This is a genomic window from Pseudomonas sp. EA_35y_Pfl2_R111 (assembly GCF_963970955.1).
In the GTDB taxonomy this organism is placed as follows: Bacteria; Pseudomonadota; Gammaproteobacteria; order Pseudomonadales; family Pseudomonadaceae; genus Aquipseudomonas.
This window is the reverse complement of the sequence record NZ_CAXAOM010000001.1, coordinates 530473-553260: the sequence shown is the minus strand read 5'-3', so window position 1 is coordinate 553260 and position 22788 is coordinate 530473. Positions and strand designations below refer to the sequence as shown.

Here is a 22788-nt window from a genome sequence, read left to right as displayed (position 1 = left end):
TTGTTGACTCCCTTGGGAATCAGCAGGGCTAGCTTATTGCAGTGTGTTGCAGCAAGTGGCTTGGGTACTCCTTCGCTTTTCCCGGCGGCACTGACCGCTTAACGCAGACTTCTAGGGTTTTTCATGACGCGCTACATATTCGTCACGGGTGGTGTTGTTTCTTCATTGGGGAAAGGCATCGCCTCGGCTTCATTGGCGGCTATCCTGGAGGCGCGGGGCCTGAAGGTCACCATGCTCAAGCTGGATCCCTATATCAACGTCGATCCGGGCACTATGAGCCCGTTCCAGCACGGTGAGGTGTTCGTCACCCACGACGGCGCTGAGACCGACCTCGATCTGGGCCACTATGAGCGGTTTATCCGCACCACCATGACCCAGAACAACAACTTCACCACCGGTCGCGTCTACGAAGACGTGCTACGCCGCGAGCGCCGTGGTGATTATCTGGGCGCGACCATTCAGGTCATTCCGCACATCACCGACGAAATCAAGCGCCGCATCATCAAGGGTGCCGGCGATGCTGATGTGGCCATGGTTGAAATCGGCGGCACGGTCGGCGACATCGAGTCGCAGCCGTTCCTCGAAGCCATTCGCCAACTGCGTGTGGAAGTAGGCGCCAAGCGCGCCATGCTGATGCACCTGACCCTGGTGCCGTATATCGCCACCGCTGGCGAGACCAAGACCAAGCCGACTCAGCACTCGGTGAAAGAGCTGCGTTCCATCGGTCTGCAGCCAGACGTGCTGATCTGCCGCTCCGACCACCCCGTAGACGTGTCGTCGCGCCGCAAGATCGCGCTGTTCACCAACGTTGAAGAGCGTGCGGTAATTTCCCTGGAAGACGTCGACACCATCTACAAGATCCCGGGCGTGCTGCATGCCCAGGGTTTGGATGATTTCGTCGTCGAACGTTTTGGCCTGGAATGCAACGGTGCTGACCTGTCCGAGTGGGATCGGGTGGTTGATGCCAAGCTCAACCCGGAGCACGAAGTCACCATCGCCATGGTCGGCAAGTACATGGAGCTGCTGGATGCCTACAAATCGCTGATTGAAGCGATGAGCCATGCCGGTATCCAGAACCGCACCAAGGTCAATCTGCGTTATATCGACTCCGAGGATATCGAGAACAAAGGTACAGCGCTGCTTGAAGGCGTAGATGCCATTCTGGTGCCCGGCGGTTTCGGTCTGCGCGGCGTGGAAGGCAAGATCAAGACCGTGCAGTACGCCCGTGAGAACAAGATTCCCTACCTGGGTATCTGCCTCGGGATGCAGGTCGCGGTTATCGAGTTCGCTCGCAATGTGCTGGGCTGGACTGATGCCAACTCCACCGAGTTCGACGCCGTCAGCACTCATCCAGTGGTCGGTCTGATCACCGAATGGCAGGACGCAACCGGTGTTACCGAGCAGCGCACTGACGCATCCGACTTGGGCGGCACCATGCGCCTGGGTGCGCAGGACTGCCAACTGATGGCCGGCTCGAACGTGCGTGCGTGCTACGGCAAGGATGTGATCGTCGAGCGCCACCGTCATCGTTATGAAGTCAACAACAACCTGTTGCCACAGCTGATCGAGGCTGGTCTGAATATTACCGGCCGCTCCGGCGACGGCGCACTGGTTGAAGTGGTCGAGGCACCTGACCATCCATGGTTCGTTGCATGTCAGTTCCACCCGGAATTCACCTCCACTCCGCGCGATGGTCATCCACTGTTCAGTGGTTTCGTCAACGCCGCGCTGGCCCAGAAAGCGAAGAAGGCATAAGGATATGACGCAGAAAATTATCAAGGTTGGTGACATTCAAATCGCCAACGATAAGCCGTTCGTGCTGTTCGGCGGGATCAACGTAATTGAATCCCGCGACCTGGCCATGCGCGCCTGTGAAGAGTACGTGCGCGTAACCGAGAAGCTCGGCATCCCCTATGTGTTCAAAGCCAGCTTCGACAAGGCCAACCGTTCGTCTGTGACCTCATTCCGCGGCCCAGGCATTGAAGAGGGTATGAAGGTCTTCGAGGAAATCAAAAAGACCTTTGGCGTGCCGGTGATTACCGATGTGCATGAGCCTGAGCAAGCAGCCCCAGTGGCAGCGGTCTGCGACATTATTCAGTTGCCTGCGTTTCTTTCGCGGCAAACCGACCTGGTCGTGGCCATGGCCAAGACCGGCGCGGTGATCAATATCAAGAAGGCCCAGTTCCTCGCGCCCCAGGAGATGAAACACATCCTGTCCAAGTGCGAAGAGGCGGGCAATGACCAGCTGATCCTCTGCGAGCGCGGTTCCAGCTTTGGTTACAACAACCTGGTGGTGGACATGCTCGGCTTCGGCATCATGAAGCAGATGAACTATCCGGTGTTCTTCGACGTGACCCACGCCCTGCAAATGCCGGGTGGCCGCGCCGATTCCGCTGGTGGTCGTCGTGCTCAGGTCACTGATCTGGCCAAGGCGGGCATGAGCCAAGGCCTGGCCGGTCTGTTCCTCGAAGCCCATCCGGACCCGGACAATGCCAAATGCGACGGCCCTTGCGCCCTGCGTCTGGACAAGCTGGAGCCGTTCCTCACCCAGCTCAAGCAGCTGGATGATTTGATCAAGAGTTTTGCGCCGATTGAGACTGCCTGAAACGGCAAATCTCCGGTAAAGTACCATTTGTATACAATCTGACTAAATAGTCAGTACATATTGTGCGCTGGAATAACCACCCGCGCGCAATGAGTGTGCAACTCGGTACTACCCTTTTCGTCAATTTTTTGGAGTGCTACACGCAATGGCAAAGATCGTCGACATCAAAGGCCGTGAGGTTCTCGATTCCCGTGGTAACCCAACGGTGGAAGCCGATGTAATTCTCGACGGCGGCATCATGGGCAGCGCCTGCGCGCCGTCCGGTGCCTCTACCGGTTCGCGTGAAGCGCTGGAATTGCGTGATGGCGACAAGAGCCGTTACCTGGGCAAGGGCGTGCTAAAGGCCGTGGCCAACATCAATGGCCCGATCCGCGACCTGCTGCTGGGCAAAGATGCCACTGACCAGAAAGCCCTCGACCTGGCGATGATTGCCCTCGACGGTACTGAAAACAAAGCCACCCTGGGTGCCAACGCCATCCTCGCCGTGTCCCTGGCCGCAGCCAAAGCTGCCGCTCAGGCCAAGGGTGTGCCGTTGTACGCGCATATCGCCGATCTGAACGGCACTCCAGGCGTTTACTCCATGCCGGTACCGATGATGAACATCATCAATGGCGGCGAGCACGCCGATAACAACGTCGACATACAGGAGTTCATGGTTCAGCCGGTTGGCGCCAAGACCTTCGCCGACGCGCTGCGCATGGGTACCGAGATTTTCCACCACCTTAAAGCCGTGCTGAAGGCCCGTGGCCTGAGCACCTCGGTCGGTGATGAAGGCGGTTTTGCGCCGAACCTGGCGTCCAACGAAGATGCGCTGGCTGCCATCGCCGAAGCCGTGGCCAATGCCGGCTACACCCTGGGCGACGACGTCACCCTGGCGCTGGACTGCGCTTCCAGCGAGTTCTTCAAGGACGGCAAGTACGATCTGGCTGGCGAAGGCAAAGTGTTTGACGCTGCCGGCTTCGCCGACTATCTGGCTGGCCTGTCCGAGCGTTATCCGATCATCTCCATCGAAGACGGCATGGACGAGTCCGACTGGGCTGGCTGGAAAGTCCTCACCGAGAAGATCGGCAGCAAGGTACAGCTGGTCGGTGACGATCTGTTTGTGACCAACACCAAGATCCTCAAGCGCGGCATCGACGAGTCGATCGGCAACTCGATCCTGATCAAGTTCAACCAGATCGGCACTCTGACCGAGACTCTGGAAGCCATCCAGATGGCCAAGGCCGCGGGTTACACTGCGGTGATTTCGCATCGCTCGGGTGAAACCGAAGACAGCACCATCGCCGATCTGGCTGTGGGTACTGCTGCGGGCCAGATCAAGACCGGCTCGCTGTGCCGCTCGGACCGCGTGTCCAAGTACAACCAATTGCTGCGTATCGAAGAGCAGTTGGGCGGTAAGGCACCTTACAATGGCCGCGCCGAGTTCCGTGGTTGAACCCAGGCATGGTAAAAGAGGGGCGGCGCGAGTCGCCCCTTTTTCGTTCGGAAGCTCTTTACGCTATGCGCAATAATTTCTACTGGGTATTTATCGTGCTGATTGCCGTGCTGGCAGGCTTGCAATATCGCCTGTGGGTGGGTGATGGCAGCTTGGCGCAGGTGGCCCAGTTGCAGCAGCAGATCGCCGATCAGCAGGGTGAAAACCAGCAGCTGCAAGAGCGTAACCGGATTCTCGAAGCGGAAGTGCTGGAGCTGAAAAGCGGTATGGAAACCGTCGAAGAGCGTGCGCGGCATGAGCTGGGCATGCTTAAAGAGGGCGAAACCCTCTATCAGTTGGCTGAATGAATACCTCTGAGTTACCCCCTTTCTGGGCGTTGATTCCGGCTGCTGGCATTGGCAGCCGGATGCGCGCCGACCGGCCCAAGCAGTACCTGCAACTGGCCGGCAAAAGCATTATTGAACACACCCTGGCGTGCTTTCTCGATCATCCGCAGCTGCGCGCGGTAGTGGTCAGCCTGGCGCTGGACGATCCTTACTGGCCGGCCCTGAGCTGTGCCAGTGATTCGCGTATCCAGCGCGCTGATGGCGGTGCCGAGCGCGCCGATTCGGTACTCAGCGGGTTGCTGCGTCTTAGTGAGCTGGGTGCTCAGGAACAGGATTGGGTACTGGTACATGACGCCGCGCGGCCCAATCTGGCTCGCAGCGATCTGGACCTGCTGCTCAGTGAGCTGGCTAACGATCCGGTGGGTGGCCTGCTCGCCGTGCCCGCCCGCGATACGCTAAAGCGCGCTGGAGCGGATGGCCGGGTGCAGGCCACCATAGATCGCTCGATCATCTGGCAGGCCTTTACCCCGCAGATGTTCCGTTTGGGTGAGTTGCAGCATGCGCTGGCCGATGCGCTGATTGCCGGTCAGGCGATTACCGACGAAGCTTCGGCCATCGAGTGGGCCGGGCAAGCGCCGCGTCTAATCGAGGGGCGTGCGGATAACCTGAAGGTCACTCGCCCGGAAGATTTACGCAGCCTTGCCAGCCTTTGGCACCTGAAGAGCTAGCGATACTCGCTGCGCTGCGCCAATCCCTGTTTAAGAAACTCCACCAGCTGCCGCACCTTGGGTGACAGGTGGCGTTGCTGCGGATACAGCGCCCACACCGCAGTGTCCGGCGGTTGCTGGTTATCAAGCAACGAGACCAGCGCGCCGCTGCGCAAATGTTCCAGCACGTAATAATCCGGTAGCTGACACAGTCCAAGGCCGCGTAATGCGGCTTCCAGTACTGCCTGGCCGCTGTTGCAGCGCCAATTGCCCTGCACCCGCAGGCTGGAATCGCGGCCGCTGGCCTGAAAACTCCAGAGGTCCGAACTGCCGATCAGGCAGTTGTGCCGCGTCAGTTCCGACAACGAGTGCGGCCTGCCGTAGCGCTGCAGGTACTCGGGGGCGGCGCACAGATACATCTGCCGTGGTGCCAGGCGGGTGGCCACCAGCCTTGAGTCCTGCAGGCGACCCAGGCGGATGGCCACGTCGAGGCCGTCATGCAGAAGGTCGAGGGTGCGGTTGCTTAGCTCGATATCCACCCGCAGCTGCGAATGCTGCAGCATAAAGTCGGTGACCAGCGGCACGATAAAGCGCTCGCCGTAGGCCACCGCGCAGGTCATGCGCAGCAGCCCCTTGGGTTCGCTGCCCAGATCGCCCACCGCGCGTAAGGCTTCTTCGCGGGCATCCTGCAGGCGCTGGCAATGCTGCAAAAACGTCTGCCCGGCTTCGGTCAGCGCCACGCGACGGGTGCTGCGGTAGAACAGGCGGGTTTGCAGGCGCTCTTCCAGGCGCGCGATCTGTCGGCTGACCTGGGATGACGACAGGCTCAGGCGTTCGGCGGCGGCGGTGAACTGACCGCACTCGGCTACGGCGACAAATTCATCGAGGCCTTCCCAGCGATTCATGGCGGATGTCCTTGGTACGGTTTGATTGTCCCTGTATAGCAAGAATGTTTTGTTTTTTCGCAGATTATCTATCTGCATCACTGATCTACACTCTGCGCCACCGTTGAATCCGCTGGAGAGCGATCATGATCAAGTCCCGTGCTGCCGTAGCCTTTGCCCCCAATCAGCCGCTGCAAATCGTCGAAGTCGACGTGGCGCCGCCCAAGGCCGGGGAAGTGCTGGTGCGCATTGTCGCCACAGGCGTGTGCCACACCGATGCTTACACCTTGTCGGGTGAAGATTCCGAAGGGGTATTCCCGGCGATTCTCGGTCATGAAGGCGGCGGCATAGTCGAGGCGATCGGTGAGGGCGTGACCTCGGTCAAGGTGGGTGACCACGTGATTCCGCTGTATACCGCCGAATGCCGTTCCTGCAAATTCTGCAAGTCCGGCAAAACCAACCTGTGCAGCTCGGTACGCGCCACCCAGGGCAAGGGCCTGATGCCGGACGGTACCAGTCGCTTCAGCTACAACGGCGAGCCGATCTATCACTACATGGGCTGTTCGACCTTCTCCGAATACACCGTGCTGCCGGAGGTTTCCCTGGCGGTGATCCCCAAGGACGCGCCGCTGGAGAAGGTCTGCCTGCTTGGCTGCGGCGTGACCACCGGCATCGGCGCCGTGCTCAATACTGCCAAAGTGGAAGAGGGTGCCACCGTGGCGATCTTCGGTCTCGGTGGCATCGGCTTGGCGGCAATCATCGGCGCAAAGATGGCCAAGGCCTCGCGGATCATCGCCATCGATATCAATCCAGCCAAGTTCGAGGTGGCCCGTGAGTTGGGCGCGACTGACTTCGTTAACCCGAAAGATTTCGCCAAGCCAATTCAGGAAGTTATCGTCGAGATGACCGACGGCGGCGTGGACTATTCCTTCGAATGCGTCGGCAATGTGCAACTGATGCGCGCGGCGCTGGAATGCGCGCACAAGGGTTGGGGTGAGTCGGTGATCATAGGCGTGGCCGGTGCCGGCCAGGAAATCAGCACCCGGCCGTTCCAGCTGGTGACCGGTCGCGTCTGGCGCGGTTCGGCCTTCGGCGGCGTCAAGGGCCGTACTGAGCTGCCGAGCTATGTGGAAAAGGCGCAGAAAGGCGAAATCCCGCTGGATACTTTTATTACCCACAATATGCCGCTGGAAGACATCAACAAGGCCTTTGACCTGATGCATGAAGGCAAGAGCATCCGCACCGTTATCCACTTCTGATTGCGCTGGGCGGCTGTCGCGGCCGCCCAATGGAGGCTCCATGACCTTGGAAAATATTTCCTGCCAGAAGAGTGCCGGCGGCTGGCACAAGCGTTACCGCCACCGGTCGGCGGTGCTGGGCTGCGACATGGTGTTTGCCGTGTACCTGCCGCCGCAGGCCGAGCAGGGCGGTAAATTGCCGGTGCTGTATTGGCTGAGCGGGCTGACCTGTACCGATGAGAACTTTATGCAGAAGGCCGGCGCACATAAGTTGGCGGCCGAGCTGGGGATGATCATCGTCGCGCCGGATACCAGCCCGCGCGGTGCCGATGTGCCGGATGACCCGGACAAGGCCTGGGATTTCGGCCTGGGCGCAGGCTTCTACCTGAACGCCACCCAAGAACCCTGGGCGCGGCATTACCGCATGTATGACTATGTGGTGCAGGAGCTGCCGGCGCTGATCGAGGCGAACTTCCCGGTATCCGACAAGCGCGGCATCAGCGGCCACTCCATGGGCGGCCACGGTGCGCTGGTCTGTGCGTTGCGCAACCCAGGGCGCTATCAGTCGCTGTCGGCCTTTGCGCCTATCAGCAACCCAAGCAACTGCCCTTGGGGTGAAAAGGCGTTGTCGCGCTACCTGGGCGATGAACGTTCGCGCTGGCGCGAATGGGATGCCTGCGCCTTGCTCGCCGAAGCTACAGAAAAGCTGCCGATTCTGGTCGACCAGGGTGATCGTGATGACTTCCTGGAAAACCAGCTCAAGCCCAATGCCCTCAAAGCAGCGGCGCAGGCAGCTGGCCATCCGCTGACCCTGCGCCTGCAGCCGGGCTACGACCACAGCTACTACTTTATCGCCAGCTTTATCGATGATCACCTGCGTCATCACGCCAAGGCGCTATTGAGCTGAGCCGGTGCTGGCGGACAAAGTTCGGTGCGCCAGCTAGCCGGCCCCTATAGGTAGCTTTCAGTTAGAATCACGCCCTGACTTTTTCAGGGCGTTGTTTCTTATGCGTATTGGCCACGGCTACGATGTGCACCGCTTCGGTGAGGGCTCCTTTATTACCTTGGGCGGCGTGCAAATCCCTCACACGTTTGGCCTGCTGGCCCATTCCGATGGCGACGTGCTGCTGCATGCCCTGAGCGATGCCTTGCTCGGCGCGGCCGCGCTGGGCGATATCGGCAAACACTTCCCCGATACCGACCCGACCTTCAAGGGCGCCGACAGCCGTGTGCTGCTGCGCCATGTGCTCGGGTTGATTCATGGCAAAGGCTGGCAGGTCGGCAATGTCGACGCCACCATCGTCGCTCAGGCACCGAAGATGTCACCGCACATCGAGACCATGCGTGCGCGGATTGCCGAAGACCTGCAAGTGGGTCTGGATCAGGTCAACGTCAAGGCCACCACCACCGAGAAGCTTGGCTTTACCGGCCGTGAAGAAGGCATTGCCGTGCATGCCGTTGCGCTGTTGGTTGCCCGATGAACGAGCTTGAGCTGCTAGGCCCGCGTGCCTATGGCGAACCCTGCGGCACTGCGGTGCTCAAGGCCGTGGCGGAGGATTTTCAGGTGGATGAAGTGCTGGATATTCCCCTGGCTGGTGAGGGCGAACACCTCTGGCTGTGGGTAGAAAAGCGCGAGCTGAACACCGAAGAGGCCGCCAAACGCATCGCCCGTGCCGCCGGAGTGCCGCTGAAACTGATCAGCTATGCCGGCCTCAAGGATCGTCAGGCCCTGACCCGTCAGTGGTTTAGCTTGCATCTGCCGGGCAAGCTCGATCCCGACCTGAGTGCCGCCGAAGATGCCAGCCTGAGCATCCTTAACCAGGTGCGGCATACCCGTAAGCTGCAGCGCGGCGCCCATGCGGCCAACGGCTTTACTCTGCGTCTGACCCGGCTCGCTGCAGATCGCGAAGCGCTGGATCAACGCCTCAAGCAAATCGCCGCTCAGGGCATTCCCAACTATTACGGCTTGCAGCGCTTCGGTCATGAAGGCGGCAATGTCGCCCATGCCCGGCATTTTGCGGCGAACAAGAGCCTGCCGGAGAAGCGCAATGTGCGCTCGCGGGTGCTCTCGGCGGCGCGCAGCTATCTGTTCAATCAGGTGCTGGCCGAGCGGGTCGCCGCCGGCACCTGGAATCAGGCGCTGCTCGGTGATCTGCTGGCCTTTACCGACAGCCGCAGCTTCTTTACTGCCGGCGAGGCGGAGTGCAGCGATCCGCGCCTGGCGATTCTCGATCTGCATCCGACGGGCCCGTTGTGGGGTGCGGGTGTTTCTACCGCCGGTGGTGTCGCGCAAGCGCTGGAACAACAGATTGGCGCGCGTGAAAGTGCCTTGGTCGATTGGTTGGCAGAAGCGGACATGACGCACGAACGGCGTATCCTGCGCCTCCCCATTGGCGGCCTGTCGTGGCATTATCCCGAGCCTGACATTCTGCAACTGGAATTCGTCCTGCCGGCTGGATGCTTCGCTACCGTCTTGGTGCGTGAGCTCGTCGATCTGTTGCCTGCAGGGCAGACGGACAACCCATGCGTATTCTGATTTCCAATGATGACGGCGTCGCTGCGCCAGGCCTTGCTGCGCTGCATGCGGCGCTGGCCGACTATGCCGAGTGCACGGTGATTGCCCCTGATCAGGACAAGAGCGGCGCGAGCAGCTCGCTGACCCTCGACCGGCCCCTGCACCCAACTACCTTGCCCAATGGCTATATCAGCCTCAATGGCACACCGACCGATTGCGTGCACCTGGGTCTCAATGGTCTGCTGCCGCACGTGGCGGATCTGGTGGTTTCGGGCATCAATCTAGGTGCCAATCTGGGTGACGACGTGCTGTATTCCGGCACCGTGGCCGCAGCCCTTGAAGGGCGTTTTCTGGCTCGCCCGGCGTTCGCTTTCTCCCTGCTTTCGCGTATGCCGGACAATTTGGTGACTGCGGCCTATTTCGCCCGCAAGTTGGTCGAGGCCCACGAGCAGCTTGATTTGCCTCCGCGCACCGTACTCAACGTAAATATCCCCAATCTGCCGCTGGAGCATATCCGCGGTATCCAGTTGACCCGTCTGGGCCATCGCGCCCGCGCGGCGGCACCGGTCAAAGTGGTCAACCCACGTGGTAAGGAGGGTTACTGGATCTCGGTGGCCGGTGAGGCGGAAGATGGCGGCCCTGGTACGGATTTTCATGCGGTGATGCAGGGCTATGTTTCGGTCACCCCGCTGCAGCTGGATCGCACCTTTGCCGACGGGCTCAACAGTCTGCAACCCTGGCTGGAGGGCCTGCTGTGATCCGCCGTGAACAAGACGAATTGCACCATCGCGGCATTGGCATGACCTCGCAGCGCACCCGCGAGCGGCTGATTCAGCGGCTGTATGAGGAAGGGCTGTCCAACGCCCATGTGCTGGAGGCCATTCGCCGCACACCGCGTCATCTGTTTGTCGATGAAGCTCTGGCTCATCGCGCCTATGAAGACACAGCGCTGCCGATTGGCAACAACCAGACCATCTCGCAGCCTTATATGGTGGCGCGCATGAGCGAGCTGCTATTAGCCGCTGGACCCTTGGACAAGGTGCTGGAAATCGGTACGGGCTCGGGTTACCAGACCGCGATTCTGGCTCAGCTGGTTGAGCGCGTATTCAGTGTCGAGCGCATCCAAAACCTGCAGGACAAGGCCAAGGAGCGTCTGACCCAGCTCAACCTGCGCAATGTGGTGTTTCGCTGGGGTGACGGCTGGGAGGGCTGGAATGCTTTGGGGCCGTATAACGGCATCATCGTTACTGCTGCTGCGGCCAATGTGCCACAGGCCTTGCTCGATCAGTTGGCCTTGGGCGGGCGCCTGGTAATCCCGGTCGGCGCGGGTGATGTGCAGGAACTGCTGTTGATCGTCCGTGAAGAAGACGGTTTCTCCCGGCATGTGCTGGATGCGGTGCGCTTTGTACCCTTGCTCAACGGCCCTCTGGCCTGACTCGATTGTTTACGGATGAACTCATGAAGAAATATTTCCTGCTCTATGCCAAAGGCATTGCCATGGGTGCGGCCGACGTGGTGCCCGGCGTGTCGGGCGGCACTGTGGCGTTTATTACCGGTATTTATGATGAGCTGCTGCGCTCGATTGCCAGCGTGCCGGTAGCCCTTGGCCTGTTGCTGCGCGGGCGTATTGTCGAGGCGTGGAAGGCCGCCAACGCGACGTTTCTGCTGGTGCTGCTGCTGGGCATCATGACCAGCGTACTCAGCCTGGCACGGCTGATCACTTACCTACTGGTCGAGCAGCCGATTCCTGTGTGGTCGTTTTTCTTCGGCCTTATTCTGGTTTCCACGCACCTGGTTGTACGTGAGATTCAGCATTGGAATTGGACGCGCGCAGTTAGCCTGGTACTGGGGGCGGCATTCGCTTACTGGATTACCGTGGCTTCGCCGCTGCAGTTGGGACACGACCCGCTGAGCCTGTTCTTCGCCGGCGCAATTGCCATTTGCGCGATGATCCTGCCGGGGATTTCCGGCAGTTTTATTCTGGTGTTGCTGGGTCTCTACAGCTTTGTGCTGACGGCGGTTAAGGGGCTGGATATTACTGTTCTGCTGATCTTTGCCAGCGGTTGCCTGGTGGGGATTGTCAGCTTTGCCGGGATTCTGCGTTGGCTGCTGGCGCGCTGGCGTGATCTGACGCTGGCGTTTCTCACCGGTCTAATGGTCGGTTCGCTGAACAAGATCTGGCCCTGGAAGGAAACCCTAACCTGGCGCACTGACCGTCATGGTGACCAAGTGCCGTTGCTTCAATCCAATCTCTTGCCTCAACAGTTCGCCGAAATCAGTGGCCAAGACCCGCAGTTGTTCCTGGCGATTACCTTGGTGGTTGCCGCTGTTCTGCTGGTGCTAGGCCTGGAGTGGCTAGCTGGGCGCAACCCGCAAAGCGCTGCTGATAACCCATAATTGCGGCACAATGCACGCCAGTTAGATGTAAGCAGTTTTGCCCGAGGGAGATGCAGGTGAGTTTCACAGCCATTCAATTGCCGATTCGCGCCAGCAGTGCTCGTACCCTGTTGAGTGGCCTTGTCCTCGGTGCGTTGCTCAGCGCTTGTGCGAGTCCGCCGCCGGGTGGCGTCAAGGTGGTTGACCGTACCCAAGGTGGTACCACTCAGGCTCAGCAGCGTCAGCCGGTCAGCAGTGGCCAGTACCAAGTGCAACGTGGCGATACGTTGTACTCGATTGCTTTCCGCTTCGGCTGGGATTGGAAGGCGCTGGCTGCGCGTAACGGCATTGCGCCGCCTTATCTGATCCGCGTTGGCCAGATCATTCGTTTTGATGGACAGCCAGCCAGCCGCCCGCCTGTGGTAGCGAAGGCTCCTGTAGTTGTTCCGCCGCCCGGACGGCCGACTACACCCATCCAAACTCGGCCTGTGCAAACGCAGCCGCCAGCACCCGTGAAGACCACCCCAAGCGTCTCCGCCTTACCGCCAACCCAGCGCTCTGCATCGGGTTGGTTGTGGCCTTCTAGCGGGCCGGTTATCGGGCGTTTTTCCTCAAACGGCAGTTTGAATAAAGGCATTGATATCGCCGGGGAATTGGGCCAGCCTGTTTTAGCTGCGTCTGATGGTTCAGTGGTCTACGCCGGGAGTGGTTTACGGGGCTACGGCGAATTAGTGATCATCAAACATAGCGATACCTACGTAAGCGCCTACGGTCACAACCGCAGGCTGTTGGTGCAGGAGGGGCAACAGGTCAAAGCTGGGCAGAAAATTGCCGAAATGGGTTCCACAGGAACCGACCGGGTGAAACTTCATTTTGAAGTGCGCCGCCAAGGTAAACCTGTCGACCCGCTGCAATACCTGCCGCGACGTTGACCTTGCGCTAGCCTGTCTCCACCACGTGGGCGGGACGGGCTTTGGTGTAACCAGGGATTTGGTCGCGCTAGGGCTTGCTGTCGAACTCAGCAAGGAATAACAAAAATGGCTCTCAATAAAAAAGAAGCGCCGGAGTTTGACGTCGATGATGAAGTGCTCCTGATGGAGCCTGCTATTGTCCTTGACGATGATTCAGACGAAGAAGCGCAACCGCCACTTTCCCGCAGTAAAGCAAAAGCTACCTCCGCTAGCAGCAAGCAGCACAAATACATCGATTACACCCGCGCGCTCGACGCCACTCAGCTGTACCTCAACGAAATCGGCTTTTCCCCTCTACTGACCCCTGAAGAAGAAGTGTTCTTCGCGCGCCTGGCGCAGAAGGGTGACCCTGCCGGCCGCAAGCGCATGATTGAAAGCAACCTGCGCTTGGTAGTGAAGATCGCTCGCCGTTACGTCAATCGTGGTTTGTCCCTGCTGGATCTGATTGAAGAGGGCAACCTCGGTCTGATCCGCGCGGTAGAGAAATTCGATCCCGAGCGCGGTTTCCGTTTTTCGACCTATGCCACCTGGTGGATCCGCCAGACCATCGAACGGGCGATCATGAATCAGACCCGTACCATTCGGTTACCTATTCATGTGGTCAAAGAGCTCAACGTTTATCTACGTGCTGCTCGCGAATTGACCCAGAAGCTCGACCACGAGCCTTCGGCAGAAGAAATTGCCAACCTGCTGGAAAAACCGGTGGGTGAAGTTAAACGCATGCTCGGCCTGAATGAGCGTGTTTCCTCGGTGGATGTTTCACTGGGCCAGGATTCGGACAAAACTCTGCTCGATACCCTGACCGATGACCGCCCAACTGACCCCTGCGAGTTGCTGCAGGATGATGACCTGTCGCAGAGCATTGACCAGTGGCTGTCTGAACTGACCGACAAGCAGCGTGAGGTGGTGATTCGCCGCTTCGGCTTGCGCGGCCATGAAAGCTGCACCTTGGAAGAAGTTGGTCAGGAAATTGGCCTGACCCGTGAGCGTGTTCGGCAGATTCAAGTCGAAGCACTCAAGCGCTTGCGGGAAATTCTGGAGAAGAACGGCCTGTCGAGTGATTCACTGTTTCAGTGACTTCGATGCGCTGACACTGAGCCCGGCCTTGGCCGGGTTTTTTGTGCCTGTGTTACATGGACGTCACTTACTAGCGATCATCACGGATGACCCCAGGGGATACTCCTGGCGAGTTTGTGAGTGCTTATGTAAGTCATTGCTTACAAGGCGCGTAAGCCATTGGTGTGTAAGGTGGCCGGTTAGGCGCTCTATGTGTTATTAACTTATTGTTATTAAACAATATTTATTTTTATTGGCGAAGAGTGAAGAGCATCTCGATGGAGTATTAAGCGCTTGTTAGGAAGGCGGAAATCGCTAGTATTACACCTGTGCTCAGGGACAAGCACAGGTTGTCAGGAAGACAATCAGGACATCGTAGGAAGCGATTCATCAGGATGATGAGCTGGGAAATACAGGGACTAGGGACAAAAGAGTGGGCGACGCAAGTCGCCCCTTTTTTTGCCCGCTTTTTGCTGCTCGTTGTTTGCAGGTCATTCTCCGGCCTTGCTCCAGGCAATTCCGGGTTCGTAGAAAAGTAAAAACCCGCGCGAGGCGGGTTTTTGTGCAACTAGCTGGGCCGGTTACTAGCGTTCCAGGTACTGCAGTTTATCCTTCACGCCATCCCACTCTTCAGCGTCCGGCAGGGACTCTTTCTTCTCGGTGATGTTTGGCCAGACTTCGGCCAGATCAGCGTTCAGCTCGATATATTCCTGCTGATCTTCCGGCACCTCATCTTCGGAGAAGATGGCTTGTGCAGGGCACTCAGGCTCGCAGAGTGCGCAGTCGATGCACTCGTCCGGGTGGATCACCAGGAAGTTCGGGCCTTCGTAGAAGCAGTCCACCGGGCAGACTTCTACGCAGTCGGTGTATTTGCATTTGACGCAGTTGTCGGTAACGACGAAGGTCATTTCTGATTCTCTCCTCGGGCGCCAGCCTGCCCCGTTCTATGCGGGCTTTAGCAGGCTAGGGGTAATGGCCACGGCTCAGGCTTTAAGTCGGGCAGTCATAAAAATGCGCGCGATTCTAACAGTTCGCGCGCAATAACGTTAGAAGCGTGTCTTCCATGTATATAACAGTTCTAGCGCTTTACGCGGAGTCAGATCATCCGGGTTGATCTTGCGTAATTCCTCCTGCAGCGGGTGCGGCAGGCTGGCGAACATATCGCTTTGCATGGGTGCGGCAGCCTGGCCCGGCTGTGTCGGTGGCAGTTCGTGGGGCAGGCTGGTGGTTTCCAAGCGCGCCAGATGTTCGCGAGCACGCAAAATCACCTCACTAGGCACGCCCGCCAGTTGCGCCACTGCCAAACCATAGCTCTGACTGGCTGGGCCAGGCAGCACATGGTGGAGGAAGACGATGCGCTCATTATGCTCGGTGGCGTTGAGGTGCACGTTGGCCACGATAGGCTGGCTTTCCGGCAGCACCGTCAGTTCGAAATAGTGGGTGGCGAACAGGGTGTAGGCGCGCAGCTTGGCCAGTTGTTCGGCGGCGGCCCAGGCTAGCGACAGGCCGTCGAAGGTGCTGGTGCCGCGGCCCACTTCGTCCATTAGCACCAGGCTGTGTTCGCTGGCATTGTGCAGGATATTCGCGGTCTCGCTCATTTCCACCATAAAGGTCGAACGGCCACCGGCCAGGTCATCGCTGGAGCCGATACGGGTGAAGATGCGATCAACCAGCGACAGCTCGCAGCTTTTTGCCGGTACAAAGCTGCCGATATGTGCCAGCAACACGATCAGCGCGGTCTGGCGCATATAAGTGGATTTACCACCCATGTTCGGCCCGGTGATGATCAACATGCGCGTGTCATCGTCCAGACTCAGGTCGTTGGCCACGAACGGCGTGGTCAGCACCTGCTCGACTACCGGATGACGGCCTTGGTCGATACGCATGCAGGGTTCGTCGACAAACCGTGGGCGATTGAGGTCGAGGTTCAGCGCACGCTCGGCCAGGTTGCTCAACACGTCCAGCTCGGCCAGGGCTGCTGCGCTGTCTTGCAGCGGACCGAGGTGGCCGATCAGACGTTCGAGCAATTCATCGTAGAGCATTTTCTCTCGGGCCAAGGCGCGGCTCTTGGCTGATAGCGCCTTGTCTTCGAACTCCTTGAGTTCGGGGGTGATAAAACGCTCGGCGCCCTTGAGGGTCTGGCGGCGGATATAGTCGGCCGGGGCCGATTCGGCCTGCTTGCTCGGCAGCTCGATAAAGTAGCCATGCACGCGGTTGTAGCCAACCTTGAGGTTGGCCAGGCCGGTGCGGGCTTTCTCACGGGTTTCCAGGTCCATCAGATACTGGCCGGCGTTTTCGCTGAGCGACTGCAACTCGTCCAATTCGGCGTCGTAGCCGGTTTTCAGCACGCCGCCATCGCGGATCACCGCTGGTGGATTGTCGATAATCGCGCGGGCCAGCAGCTCGGCCAGTTCCGGATAGGTGCTAACCACGCCCGCGAGCTCGGCCAGGTGCGGCGCCTCCAGGTTGGTCATGGCCATTTGCAGCGTGGGCAATGCGGCCAGGGCATCGCGCAAACGCGCCAGGTCACGTGGACGTGCATTGCGCAGGCCTATCCGGGCGAGGATGCGCTCAAGATCGCCGATTTCCTTGAGCTGCGGCTGCAGGGTTTCGAAGCGGTAGCGCTCCAGCAGACAGGTAATCGATTCCTGGCGTGCTTCCAGTACCGCGCGATCGCGTAGAGGACGGTTTAGCCAGCGGCTAAGCAGGCGGCTGCCCATGGCGGTCTGGCAGCGGTCGACCACCGATTGCAGGGTATTCTCACGGCCGCCGGCCAGGTTAACGTCCAGTTCCAAATTGCGCCGGCTGGCGCCGTCGAGAATCACCGTGTCGTCCAGGCGTTCGTGACGCAGGCTGCGCAGGTGCGGCAGGGCGGTGCGTTGGGTTTCCTTGGCGTAGGTCAGCAGGCAGCCGGCAGCGCCGATGGCCAGGGTCAGGTTCTCGCAGCCGAAGCCTTTCAGGTCCTGGGTAGCAAACTGTTGGCACAGACTCTTATGAGCTGTGTCGCGTTCGAAGTCCCAAGGCGCGCGGCGGCGCACGCCACGGCGTTTTTCGGCGGGCAAGCCCTGCGGCCAGTCATCGGGAATAAGCAGTTCAACCGGATTCAGGCGCTCCAGCTCGGCCAGCAGGTTTTCCCAGCCTTTTATTTCCAGCACGCTGAAGCGGCCGCTGGTGATATCCAGCACGGCCAGGCCGAACAGGCGCTCGTCACCTAATACTGCCGCCAGCAGGTTATCGCGGCGCTCATCGAGCAGCGCCTCGTCGCTGACGGTGCCCGGGGTGATGATGCGCACCACCTGGCGTTCCACCGGGCCTTTGCTGGTAGCCGGGTCGCCGACCTGCTCGCAGATCACCACCGATTCGCCGAGCTTGACCAGCTTGGCCAGGTAACCCTCCAGCGAGTGGTAGGGAATCCCGCACATGGGGATGGCCTGGCCGGCGGACTGGCCACGGGCGGTGAGGGTGATATCCAGCAGCTTGGCGGCCTTTTTCGCGTCCTCGTAGAAGATCTCGTAGAAGTCGCCCATGCGGTAAAACATCAGCTGTTCCGGGTGCTGATTTTTCAGCTTCCAGTACTGCTGCATCATTGGCGTGTGAGAACTGAGGTCGCTTTGGCTCATCGTTTTAACTGTCCGGCTGAATCGCAAAAGCGCCTAGTGTACGGTATCGGCCTGGCTGGCTTTAACCCCGGAGTGCAGATGACTGCTAATGAATATCCCTCGACCCAACTGGCTGCCGAACTGGGCGCACAATTGATTGCCGCCAAGGCTAAGGTGACCACCGCCGAATCCTGCACCGGCGGCGGCATTGCTGAGGCGATTACCCGCATTCCCGGTAGCTCTGCCTGGTTTGAAGCCGGTTATGTCACCTACTCCAATGCGCAGAAGACTAAACAGCTGAGCGTGTCCGAGGCGCTGTTCGCTACGGTTGGTGCGGTGAGTCAGGAAGTGGTCGAGGCCATGGTGCGGGGGGCGCAGGCTAATAGTGGATCGCGCTTCGCGGTGGCGGTCAGCGGTATCGCGGGGCCGGATGGCGGTTCGGCGGAGAAACCGGTGGGCACCGTCTGGCTGGCCTGGGGCGATGGTGAGCAGCTATTCAGCGTGCGCCGCCAGTTCGCTGGGGACCGCAGCGAAGTTCGCCGACAAACGGTTGAGGCCGCACTGGCTGGGCTGTTGCGCCTGCTTGCGCAAGAAAAACCAAACGCGGGGTAGGCGGGCGACTTGCCCTGTGGAATAATACTGTCTACTTATACAGTTGTTGGTGGCCGCTAGCTGGCCCTTCTTGATTAGTGAGGACTTAAATGGACGAGAATAAGAAGCGCGCCTTGGCGGCAGCCCTAGGCCAGATTGAAAAACAATTCGGCAAAGGTGCGGTGATGCGCATGGGCGATCACGATCGTCAGGCGATCCCGGCCATCTCCACCGGCTCGCTGGGTCTGGATATCGCGCTGGGCATTGGCGGTCTGCCGAAAGGTCGTATCGTTGAAATCTATGGCCCTGAGTCTTCCGGTAAAACCACCCTGACCCTGTCGGTGATCGCAGAAGCGCAAAAGCTCGGCGCCACCTGCGCCTTCGTCGATGCCGAGCATGCGCTTGACCCTGAATACGCTGGCAAGCTGGGTGTCAATGTTGACGACCTGCTGGTTTCGCAGCCGGATACCGGCGAGCAGGCCCTGGAAATCACCGACATGCTGGTGCGCTCCAACGCCATCGACGTGATCGTGATCGACTCCGTAGCTGCCCTGGTGCCGAAAGCGGAAATCGAAGGCGAAATGGGCGATATGCACGTCGGTCTGCAGGCCCGTCTGATGAGCCAGGCGCTGCGCAAGATTACCGGCAACATCAAGAACGCTAATTGCCTGGTGATCTTTATCAACCAGATCCGCATGAAGATCGGCGTGATGTTCGGCAGTCCGGAAACCACCACCGGCGGTAACGCGCTGAAGTTCTATGCTTCGGTTCGCCTGGACATCCGCCGTACCGGCGCGGTGAAGGAAGGCGATGAAGTGGTCGGCAGCGAAACCCGCGTCAAGGTAGTGAAGAACAAGGTAGCGCCGCCGTTCCGTCAGGCTGAATTCCAGATTCTTTACGGCAAGGGTATCTACCGTAACGGCGAAATCATTGACCTCGGCGTACAGCTCGGTCTGCTTGAGAAATCCGGCGCTTGGTACAGCTACCAGGGCAACAAGATCGGTCAGGGCAAAGCTAACTCGGCCAAGTATCTGGAAGACAACCCGGAAGTGGCGCGCACCGTTGAAGGCTTGATCCGTGAGAAGTTGCTGGTGGTCAGCCCGGCCGTCAAGGCCAACTCCACGGCTGATGACCTGGCTGACGCCGACGCCTGATTTATCTGTCTATGTCCATTGCTCTGGATAACCTCGTCGCGGTGCGGCGGGCGGCCATGGATCTGCTGGCGCGGCGCGAACATGGCCGGGTCGAGCTGACTCGCAAACTGCGCAGTCGTGGGGCGGCCGATGAGTTGATTGAGGCCGCTCTCGATCGTCTGGCCGAGGAAGGCCTGTTGTCTGAGGCGCGTTATCTGGAGGCCTTTGTCGGCTACCGCGCGCGTGCCGGCTATGGACCGTTACGTATTCGTGAAGAGCTGACCCAGCGCGGTTTGGCCCGCAGTGATGTCGAGCAGGCCTTGCGTGATAGTGGCATTGACTGGCGTGAACATCTGCAGGAAACCTGGCAACGCAAGTTTGCCGGTGAGCTGCCCCGTGATGCCCGCGAGCGGGCCCAGCAGGGGCGCTTTCTTAGCTATCGAGGTTATCCGCCGGAGCTGATCGGGCGCTTGCTACGTGGTGCGCTGGACGATTAAGCCGAAGTTCGCAGCTCGTTTACCGGCCTGTATCAGTTCTCCCCGCTCTTCCCGTGATCTACCTACGCCACACGCCGATGATGCAGCAGTACTGGCGGCAAACGCTTTTGTACTGAAAGGCGGGCCACCGATCTGTCCTTGTTGGCCAGCGAATCTGCGTTTACCGATAGCCTGTGAGCAGCTTGTCGGCAGGGAGTGGTAGCGCAGGTATTTCCGCCCAGTTGTGCGTCTGATTGACCAAATCCAGTAATTCGCGCAAGCGTCCGTGGTGACGGCCGTTAAAGGTGAACACCAGGCGCGTCATATGACACAGCTCCGGTTCGTCCAGCTCGGGCTCACAGCGGGTTTGCTGTTGGAAGTCTCCGTGGCTGCACAGATCGAGGAACTCATTGTTCAGCTGCTGCATGGCCGTTTCATTCAGCGGATGATTGAGGCGGATAACGTAGCGTTCTTTAAGCCAGCGGCTGGAGTGGTAGTTGCGGTAGAACTGGGCGATTTCCTCGGCCGCCTCTTCGGCGCTGTGTACCAGGCGTATCAGGCGCATGTCGCTGGGCAGGATGTAGCCATTGTTCTGCAGCTGTTCCTGCAGAAAGGTCAGAGCACTGCTCCAGAAAGTGCCGCCAGGCTGGTCAAGCAATACCACCGGCACCAACGGGCTTTTACCGGTCTGGATCAGGGTCAGCACTTCCAGTGCTTCGTCCAGGGTGCCGAAACCACCAGGGCAGAGCACCAGACCGTCGGCTTCCTTGACGAAGAACAGTTTGCGCAGAAAGAAGAAGTGAAACGACAGCAGGTTGTTGCTGCCTTGCATAGTGGCATTGGCGCCTTGCTCGAAGGGCAGGGTGATATTGAAACCCAAGCTGTTCTCCAGACCGGCCCCTTCATGGGCCGCTGCCATAATGCCGCCACCGGCACCGGTAATAACCATCAGATTATGTTTGGCCAGGGTCGCGCCCAGATCGCGGGCCAGGCGGTAAACCGGGTGGTCGGGCGGGGTGCGTGCCGAGCCGAACACGGTTACCTTGCGCCGCCGCTTGAATTGTTCCAGGGCGCTGAAGGCATGCTCCATTTCGCGTAGGGTCTGCAGCATGATCTTGGCATCCCAACGGTTGCGGTCGGCCTGGGCCATGCGCACAACCGTGCCGAGCATGGCCTGGTATAGCTTGGTGTTGGGGCTGTCGGGCGGTGCGGCGAGGATGCCCAGTTCTTCCACGCAGGTGGTCAGGTCGGCGCCGCTGGTCTGGAAATGCCGGGACAGGAAATCATCCGATTCATCGGGCATACAACTTCTCCTTCTGATTGCCGGTCGAGGACGCGTACTGCCGTGCCGGCCTTGTACTGAGTATGGTCGCTGGCAGAGGGTTGTGCGGCGTTCGCTCAGCCTAGGAGTCGACGACCTAAGCCAGGACAGTATCAGAGGGCTATTTGCTCGCCAGGTTCGGGAATGTTAGCAATCCAGTTCAGTCGCTCGCGCAAGGCCAGTTGCAGGGCCTGCATCTTCTCCAGCTCGCCATGCACCAGGTACAGCTCGGGGTGGTGCTCGAAGTGGCTGACCCAGTCGAGCAGCTGTGATTGCCCGGCATGCGCGGAGACGCCGCCGAGGGTGTGCACCTTGGCTTTTACCGCGATGCGCTGGTGGAGGATTTTCACGTTCTCGGCGCCGTCGACAATATTACGTCCCAGCGTGCCTTTGGCCTGAAAGCCGGGAAAGATCAGGTGGCAGTCGTCGCGCCAGAGGTTGTGCTTGAAGTGATGGACGATGCGCCCGCCCGTACACATGCCGCTGCCGGCGATGATGATTGCACCGCTCTTGATCCGGTTGATCGCCATCGACTCTTCCACGCTGGGTGTGCAGCGCGGGATGGGTAGCCAGTCCTCCACGTGCTTGACCTTTTTGGCCGCCAACGCCGCGCGATCTTCGGCGGCAAATTGGTCCTGGAAACGCGAGTAGATGGCATTGGCGCGTATCGCCATGGGGCTGTCGAGAAACACCGCCTGCTGCGGCAGCCGCCCTTCGTGGTAGAAGCGCCCGAGGTAGTAGATCAGATCCGGGGTGCGGCCAACGGCGAAGGAGGGGATCAGCACGTTGCCGCCGTCGCGATGGGCCTGCTGCAGAATCTCCGCCAGTTCTTCTAGGGTGTCCTCACTGCAGCGGTGGTCGCGATCGCCGTAGGTCGATTCCAGCAGCACCACATCGGCTTTGTTTAGCGCGCTGGGGTCTTGCATCAAGGGCGAGCAGGTGTTGCCCAGGTCGCCGGAGAACACCAGGCGGCGAGTCAGGTGATGGTCCTGTACTTCGAGTTCGACAATCGCCGAACCGAGGATGTGTCCGGCTTCGTGAAAGGTCACTTGCACCCCCTTGGCCACTTCGCGGCTTTCGCCATAAATCATCGGCCGGCGTTGGCTCAGCGCCTGTTCGGCGTCGGCGGTTGTGTACAGCGGGCTGATTGGCGCCTTGCCCATCCGCGCGCGCCATTTGTTTTCCCGTTCGGCGTCTTTCTCCTGAAGAAACGCGGCGTCGAGCAGCATCAGCTCCATCAGCTCACAGGTCGCGTCGGTGGCGAAGATCGGCCCGCGGTAGCCGGCTGCCGTGAGTTTTGGCAGCAGGCCAGTGTGGTCAATGTGCGCGTGGGAAATTACCACGGCGTCCAGGCTGTGCGGGTCAAAGGCAAACGGCGCGCGGTTGCCGTCTTCCTCTTCGCGGCGGCCCTGGCGCATGCCGCAGTCGAGCAATACCCGTGCTCCGTCACGGCTTTCGATCAGGTAACAGGAGCCGGTGACTTGTTGAATTGCGCCGAGGAAATTGAGCAGGGCCATAGCTAATCCTTGAACACGTTGAATGGGTGGTGCTTGAG

The 22788-nt window shown here is 59.7% G+C and carries 22 protein-coding genes; 17 read left to right on the top strand and 5 right to left on the bottom strand.

Annotation, left to right across the window (positions count from 1 at the left end):
• Positions 1-123 precede the first annotated feature (123 nt).
• The 5 genes from AACY25_RS02835 to ispD all read left to right on the top strand — a co-directional run bounded on the left by AACY25_RS02835 (position 124) and on the right by ispD (position 5094).
• A complete protein-coding gene (locus AACY25_RS02835) occupies positions 124-1755 on the top strand; it encodes a CTP synthase (protein ID WP_339522384.1) in 1632 nt (543 codons plus the stop codon).
• Positions 1756-1759: 4 nt separating this feature from the next.
• A complete protein-coding gene (gene kdsA, locus AACY25_RS02830; RefSeq protein WP_339522383.1) occupies positions 1760-2605 on the top strand; it encodes a 3-deoxy-8-phosphooctulonate synthase in 846 nt (281 codons plus the stop codon).
• A 145-nt stretch (positions 2606-2750) separates the two neighbouring features.
• On the top strand, positions 2751-4040 hold the full coding sequence (eno, locus tag AACY25_RS02825) for a phosphopyruvate hydratase (protein ID WP_339522381.1): 1290 nt from the start codon (positions 2751-2753) through the stop codon (positions 4038-4040).
• 65 nt (positions 4041-4105) lie between these two features.
• Positions 4106-4387: a cell division protein FtsB gene (ftsB, locus tag AACY25_RS02820; RefSeq protein WP_090248365.1), complete on the top strand. Its 282-nt coding sequence runs from the start codon at positions 4106-4108 to the stop codon at positions 4385-4387.
• Entirely contained in the window at positions 4384-5094 is a 711-nt protein-coding gene (gene ispD, locus AACY25_RS02815; RefSeq protein ID WP_339522379.1) for a 2-C-methyl-D-erythritol 4-phosphate cytidylyltransferase, read from the top strand. Before ftsB ends, ispD begins: the two co-directional genes overlap by 4 nt.
• Here ispD and AACY25_RS02810 read toward each other — a convergent pair.
• Positions 5091-5978, bottom strand: a complete 888-nt coding sequence (locus AACY25_RS02810) for a LysR family transcriptional regulator (protein ID WP_339522378.1) — start codon at positions 5976-5978, stop codon at positions 5091-5093. The genes ispD and AACY25_RS02810 overlap by 4 nt on opposite strands.
• A gap of 125 nt (positions 5979-6103) precedes the next feature.
• Between AACY25_RS02810 and AACY25_RS02805 the strand changes: the two genes are divergently transcribed.
• The 9 genes from AACY25_RS02805 (at position 6104) to rpoS (ending at position 14134) form a co-directional block, all read left to right on the top strand.
• Positions 6104-7216, top strand: a complete 1113-nt coding sequence (locus AACY25_RS02805; RefSeq protein WP_339522377.1) for an S-(hydroxymethyl)glutathione dehydrogenase/class III alcohol dehydrogenase — start codon at positions 6104-6106, stop codon at positions 7214-7216.
• Positions 7217-7256: 40 nt separating this feature from the next.
• Positions 7257-8102, top strand: coding sequence for an S-formylglutathione hydrolase (gene fghA, locus AACY25_RS02800; RefSeq protein WP_339522376.1), 846 nt, complete (start codon positions 7257-7259; stop codon positions 8100-8102).
• Positions 8103-8202: 100 nt separating this feature from the next.
• Positions 8203-8676: a 2-C-methyl-D-erythritol 2,4-cyclodiphosphate synthase gene (gene ispF, locus AACY25_RS02795; RefSeq protein WP_339522375.1), complete on the top strand. Its 474-nt coding sequence runs from the start codon at positions 8203-8205 to the stop codon at positions 8674-8676.
• Positions 8673-9731 (top strand): tRNA pseudouridine(13) synthase TruD, encoded by a 1059-nt coding sequence (gene truD / locus AACY25_RS02790; RefSeq protein WP_339522374.1) that lies wholly within the window; start codon positions 8673-8675, stop codon positions 9729-9731. Before ispF ends, truD begins: the two co-directional genes overlap by 4 nt.
• A complete protein-coding gene (gene surE, locus AACY25_RS02785; RefSeq protein WP_339522373.1) occupies positions 9719-10468 on the top strand; it encodes a 5'/3'-nucleotidase SurE in 750 nt (249 codons plus the stop codon). The genes truD and surE overlap by 13 nt, the downstream gene beginning before the upstream one ends.
• Before the next feature lie 41 nt (positions 10469-10509).
• Entirely contained in the window at positions 10510-11145 is a 636-nt protein-coding gene (locus tag AACY25_RS02780; protein WP_339523805.1) for a protein-L-isoaspartate(D-aspartate) O-methyltransferase, read from the top strand.
• Positions 11146-11168: 23 nt separating this feature from the next.
• Positions 11169-12107 carry a DUF368 domain-containing protein gene (locus AACY25_RS02775; RefSeq protein ID WP_339522372.1) on the top strand — a complete coding sequence of 313 codons (939 nt, stop codon included), beginning with the start codon at positions 11169-11171 and terminating at the stop codon, positions 12105-12107.
• 50 nt (positions 12108-12157) lie between these two features.
• Positions 12158-13018 carry a peptidoglycan DD-metalloendopeptidase family protein gene (locus AACY25_RS02770; RefSeq protein WP_339522371.1) on the top strand — a complete coding sequence of 287 codons (861 nt, stop codon included), beginning with the start codon at positions 12158-12160 and terminating at the stop codon, positions 13016-13018.
• A 105-nt stretch (positions 13019-13123) separates the two neighbouring features.
• Positions 13124-14134, top strand: coding sequence for an RNA polymerase sigma factor RpoS (gene rpoS / locus AACY25_RS02765; protein ID WP_339522370.1), 1011 nt, complete (start codon positions 13124-13126; stop codon positions 14132-14134).
• 563 nt (positions 14135-14697) lie between these two features.
• Here rpoS and fdxA read toward each other — a convergent pair.
• Together fdxA and mutS are read right to left on the bottom strand one after the other, a co-directional pair.
• Positions 14698-15021, bottom strand: a complete 324-nt coding sequence (gene fdxA, locus AACY25_RS02760) for a ferredoxin FdxA (protein WP_090248347.1) — start codon at positions 15019-15021, stop codon at positions 14698-14700.
• A gap of 138 nt (positions 15022-15159) precedes the next feature.
• The gene (gene mutS / locus AACY25_RS02755; RefSeq protein WP_339522369.1) at positions 15160-17733 is read right to left on the bottom strand and encodes a DNA mismatch repair protein MutS; all 2574 of its coding nucleotides are present in this window, start codon (positions 17731-17733) and stop codon (positions 15160-15162) included.
• Positions 17734-17811: 78 nt separating this feature from the next.
• Between mutS and AACY25_RS02750 the strand changes: the two genes are divergently transcribed.
• The 3 genes from AACY25_RS02750 (at position 17812) to recX (ending at position 19933) form a co-directional block, all read left to right on the top strand.
• Positions 17812-18324: a CinA family protein gene (locus tag AACY25_RS02750; protein WP_339522368.1), complete on the top strand. Its 513-nt coding sequence runs from the start codon at positions 17812-17814 to the stop codon at positions 18322-18324.
• 89 nt (positions 18325-18413) lie between these two features.
• Positions 18414-19457: a recombinase RecA gene (gene recA / locus AACY25_RS02745; RefSeq protein ID WP_339522367.1), complete on the top strand. Its 1044-nt coding sequence runs from the start codon at positions 18414-18416 to the stop codon at positions 19455-19457.
• 11 nt (positions 19458-19468) lie between these two features.
• Positions 19469-19933, top strand: a complete 465-nt coding sequence (recX, locus tag AACY25_RS02740; protein WP_339522366.1) for a recombination regulator RecX — start codon at positions 19469-19471, stop codon at positions 19931-19933.
• A 160-nt stretch (positions 19934-20093) separates the two neighbouring features.
• Here the strand turns inward: recX and AACY25_RS02735 are convergent, their stop codons facing one another.
• Both AACY25_RS02735 and AACY25_RS02730 read right to left on the bottom strand, forming a co-directional pair.
• Positions 20094-21215: an LOG family protein gene (locus AACY25_RS02735; RefSeq protein WP_339522365.1), complete on the bottom strand. Its 1122-nt coding sequence runs from the start codon at positions 21213-21215 to the stop codon at positions 20094-20096.
• A gap of 131 nt (positions 21216-21346) precedes the next feature.
• The gene (locus tag AACY25_RS02730; RefSeq protein ID WP_339522364.1) at positions 21347-22750 is read right to left on the bottom strand and encodes an MBL fold metallo-hydrolase; all 1404 of its coding nucleotides are present in this window, start codon (positions 22748-22750) and stop codon (positions 21347-21349) included.
• Positions 22751-22788 lie beyond the last annotated feature (38 nt).

Coding starts and splice junctions, on each gene's coding strand:
- AACY25_RS02835 (WP_339522384.1), top strand. CDS start 124: ATGACGCGCTACATATTCGTCACGGGTGGTGTTGTTTCTTCATTGGGG.
- kdsA (WP_339522383.1), top strand. CDS start 1,760: ATGACGCAGAAAATTATCAAGGTTGGTGACATTCAAATCGCCAACGAT.
- eno (WP_339522381.1), top strand. CDS start 2,751: ATGGCAAAGATCGTCGACATCAAAGGCCGTGAGGTTCTCGATTCCCGT.
- ftsB (WP_090248365.1), top strand. CDS start 4,106: ATGCGCAATAATTTCTACTGGGTATTTATCGTGCTGATTGCCGTGCTG.
- ispD (WP_339522379.1), top strand. CDS start 4,384: ATGAATACCTCTGAGTTACCCCCTTTCTGGGCGTTGATTCCGGCTGCT.
- AACY25_RS02810 (WP_339522378.1), bottom strand. CDS start 5,978: ATGAATCGCTGGGAAGGCCTCGATGAATTTGTCGCCGTAGCCGAGTGC.
- AACY25_RS02805 (WP_339522377.1), top strand. CDS start 6,104: ATGATCAAGTCCCGTGCTGCCGTAGCCTTTGCCCCCAATCAGCCGCTG.
- fghA (WP_339522376.1), top strand. CDS start 7,257: ATGACCTTGGAAAATATTTCCTGCCAGAAGAGTGCCGGCGGCTGGCAC.
- ispF (WP_339522375.1), top strand. CDS start 8,203: ATGCGTATTGGCCACGGCTACGATGTGCACCGCTTCGGTGAGGGCTCC.
- truD (WP_339522374.1), top strand. CDS start 8,673: ATGAACGAGCTTGAGCTGCTAGGCCCGCGTGCCTATGGCGAACCCTGC.
- surE (WP_339522373.1), top strand. CDS start 9,719: ATGCGTATTCTGATTTCCAATGATGACGGCGTCGCTGCGCCAGGCCTT.
- AACY25_RS02780 (WP_339523805.1), top strand. CDS start 10,510: ATGACCTCGCAGCGCACCCGCGAGCGGCTGATTCAGCGGCTGTATGAG.
- AACY25_RS02775 (WP_339522372.1), top strand. CDS start 11,169: ATGAAGAAATATTTCCTGCTCTATGCCAAAGGCATTGCCATGGGTGCG.
- AACY25_RS02770 (WP_339522371.1), top strand. CDS start 12,158: ATGCAGGTGAGTTTCACAGCCATTCAATTGCCGATTCGCGCCAGCAGT.
- rpoS (WP_339522370.1), top strand. CDS start 13,124: ATGGCTCTCAATAAAAAAGAAGCGCCGGAGTTTGACGTCGATGATGAA.
- fdxA (WP_090248347.1), bottom strand. CDS start 15,021: ATGACCTTCGTCGTTACCGACAACTGCGTCAAATGCAAATACACCGAC.
- mutS (WP_339522369.1), bottom strand. CDS start 17,733: ATGAGCCAAAGCGACCTCAGTTCTCACACGCCAATGATGCAGCAGTAC.
- AACY25_RS02750 (WP_339522368.1), top strand. CDS start 17,812: ATGACTGCTAATGAATATCCCTCGACCCAACTGGCTGCCGAACTGGGC.
- recA (WP_339522367.1), top strand. CDS start 18,414: ATGGACGAGAATAAGAAGCGCGCCTTGGCGGCAGCCCTAGGCCAGATT.
- recX (WP_339522366.1), top strand. CDS start 19,469: ATGTCCATTGCTCTGGATAACCTCGTCGCGGTGCGGCGGGCGGCCATG.
- AACY25_RS02735 (WP_339522365.1), bottom strand. CDS start 21,215: ATGCCCGATGAATCGGATGATTTCCTGTCCCGGCATTTCCAGACCAGC.
- AACY25_RS02730 (WP_339522364.1), bottom strand. CDS start 22,750: ATGGCCCTGCTCAATTTCCTCGGCGCAATTCAACAAGTCACCGGCTCC.